Origin of the sequence: Pseudomonas protegens (genome assembly GCF_003732485.1) — a bacterium.
GTDB lineage: Bacteria > Pseudomonadota > Gammaproteobacteria > Pseudomonadales > Pseudomonadaceae > Aquipseudomonas > Aquipseudomonas protegens_B.
This window is the reverse complement of sequence record NZ_MOAK01000073.1, coordinates 110,313-113,062: the sequence shown is the minus strand read 5'-3', so window position 1 is coordinate 113,062 and position 2,750 is coordinate 110,313. Positions and strand designations below refer to the sequence as shown.

The following is a 2,750-nucleotide window of genomic DNA, read 5'->3' as shown; positions in this document are numbered from 1 at the left end:
AAGCAGACCCGCAGCCAGGGCAGCGGACGTTTCTACGCAGTGGGGGTAACCAGTGGCATTCCGGGGTATTTCCTCTCCAGTGCGGTCAAGGCCGACAACGAGGACTTCCTCGGGGCCATGGTGGTCAAGCTGGAATTCCCCGAACTGGAGCATGAATGGAGCCAGGGCAACGACACCCTGCTGGTGAGCGACGCCCGGGGCATCATCTTTATCGCCAACCAGCCCGGCTGGCGTTACCGGCAGTTGCAAGCGCTGTCCGAAAACGACCTGGCGGAGATCAAGCTGACTCGCCAGTACGACAAGCAACCCCTGACGGCGCTGCAACACACGGCCCTGCAAAAATTCGACGACAACAGCAGCCTGGTCCGGGTCGAGGGCCCCGAGGGCGTGGCCAACTATCTCTGGGAATCCCTGCCGCTGACCGCCGAGGGCTGGACCCTGCACCTGTTGCGCAAGCCGGCGAGCGCTTTCGAGGAGAGCCGCAATGCCGGGCTGGCGGCCGCCGGAGCCTGGCTGACCCTGGTATTCCTGTTGCTGTTCCTCAGCCAACGCTGGCGCCTGGGGAAGATTCGTCAGCGCAACCGTGAAGAGCTGGAGCAATTGGTTCAGGAACGCACTCGAGATCTGCGCACCGCCCAGGAAGGCCTGGTGCAATCGGCCAAGCTGGCCGCCCTGGGGCAGATGTCCGCGGCCCTGGCCCATGAAATCAACCAGCCCCTGACCGCCCAGCGCATGCAGTTGGCAACCCTGAGACTGCTGCTGGATCACGGCCGGGTGGAGGAGGCCTACAAGGCCCTGCGGCCACTGGACGACATGCTGACCCGCATGGCCGCCCTTACCAGCCATCTCAAGACCTTCGCCCGCAAGAGCCCCGGCGGCCTGCGCGAACGCCTGGACCTGGCGGCCGTGGTGGACCAGTCGCTGCACTTGCTGGAGACCCGGCTACGCGGCGAAGACATCGAAGTGGTACTGCACCTGACCCGCCCGGCCTGGGTCCGCGGCGACGCCATCCGCCTGGAACAGGTACTGATCAACCTGCTGCGCAACGCCCTCGATGCCATGCAGGAAAACACACAGAAACGCCTGGAAATCAGCCTCGAAGCCGAAGATCAACTGTGGCAGCTGCGGGTCGCCGACACCGGTGGCGGCATCGCCGAGGAGCACCTGCTGAGCGTGTTCGATCCATTCTTCACCACCAAGCCGGTGGGGGATGGCCTGGGCCTGGGGCTGGCCGTGTCCTACGCCATCGTCCACGAACTGGGAGGCCGCCTGAGCGCCGCCAACCAGGATCAGGGCGCGGTGTTCACCCTAAGCCTGCCCATCGATCTGGAGGCGCACATCCAATGCTGAACTCGGTAATCGTGGTGGATGACGAGGCCAGCATCCGCACCGCCGTCGAACAATGGCTGAGCCTGTCGGGCTTCGAGGTCCAGCTGTTCAGCCGCGCCGAGGATTGCCTGGCGCAGTTGCCGAAGAACTTCCCCGGGGTGATCCTCAGCGATGTGCGCATGCCCGGTATCAGCGGCCTGGAGCTGCTGACCCAGGTCCAGCGCCTGGACCCCGACCTGCCGATCATCCTGCTGACCGGTCACGGTGACGTGCCTATGGCGGTCGAGGCCATGCGCGACGGGGCCTACGACTTCCTGGAAAAACCCTTCAGCCCCGACACCCTGCTCAGCAGCCTGCGCCGAGCCCTGGACAAGCGCCGCCTGGTCCTGGAAAACCGTCGCCTGCACCAACAGGCCGACAGCCGGGCCAAGCTCGACGCCACCTTGCTCGGCGTGTCCCGGTCCCTGCAGACCCTACGCCGCCAGGTGCTGGACCTGGCCGCCCTGCCCGTGAATGTGCTGATTCGAGGTGAAACCGGCAGCGGCAAGGAATTGATCGCCCGCTGCCTGCATGATTTTGGTCCCCGGGCCGCCAAACCCTTCGTGGCCTTGAACTGTGCAGCGATCCCCGAACAACTGTTCGAGGCCGAACTGTTCGGCCATGAGAGCGGCGCCTTTACCGGCGCCCAGGGCAAGCGCATCGGCAAACTGGAGTACGCCCATGGCGGCACGCTGTTTCTCGACGAGATCGAAAGCATGCCCCTGGCCCAGCAGGTAAAACTGCTGCGGGTGCTGCAGGAGCAGAAACTGGAACGCCTGGGCTCCAACCAGAGCATCAAGGTCGACCTGCGGGTGATCGCCGCCACCAAGCCCGACCTGCTGGAAGAGGCCCGGGCCGGACGCTTTCGCGAAGACCTGGCCTATCGCCTGACCGTCGCCGAGCTGCGCCTGCCGCCCCTGCGTGAGCGTCGCGAGGATATTGCGCAACTCTACGAACACTTCGCCCAGGCCGCCGCCGAGCGTCTGGGACGCAGCGTCGCACCCTTGAGCGGTCCGCAGTTGAGCCGCCTGCTCAGCCATGACTGGCCGGGCAACGTGCGTGAACTGGCCAACGTCGCCGAACGTCAGGTGCTGGGCCTCGGAGAGCCGGAACCCGACATCCTCGAAGCCGGGCAGTCCCTTGCAGCACAACAAGAGGCCTTCGAAGCCCAGTGCCTGCGCGCCGCCCTGACTCGCCACAAGGGCGAGATCAAGGCAGTGCTCAACGAACTGCAACTGCCCCGCCGGACCCTGAATGAAAAAATGCAACGTCACGGCCTGACCAGGGAGATGTTCCTCAAAGAGGAATAGCCCCCGCCTGCAGGAGCCGGCTTGCCAGCGAAAAGGCTCTCAAGCCCGGTGCAACCCCACCAACTCCCTCAC

General features: G+C 65.2%; 2 protein-coding genes. Both read left to right on the top strand.

Annotation, left to right across the window (positions count from 1 at the left end; translation table 11 throughout):
• On the top strand, positions 1-1,350 hold a 1,350-nt coding region (locus BLX41_RS18755; RefSeq protein WP_259745005.1), incomplete at its 5' end, for a sensor histidine kinase.
• Positions 1,344-2,678, top strand: a complete 1,335-nt coding sequence (locus BLX41_RS18750) for a sigma-54-dependent transcriptional regulator (protein ID WP_123726092.1) — start codon at positions 1,344-1,346, stop codon at positions 2,676-2,678. The genes BLX41_RS18755 and BLX41_RS18750, both read left to right, overlap by 7 nt.
• Positions 2,679-2,750 lie beyond the last annotated feature (72 nt).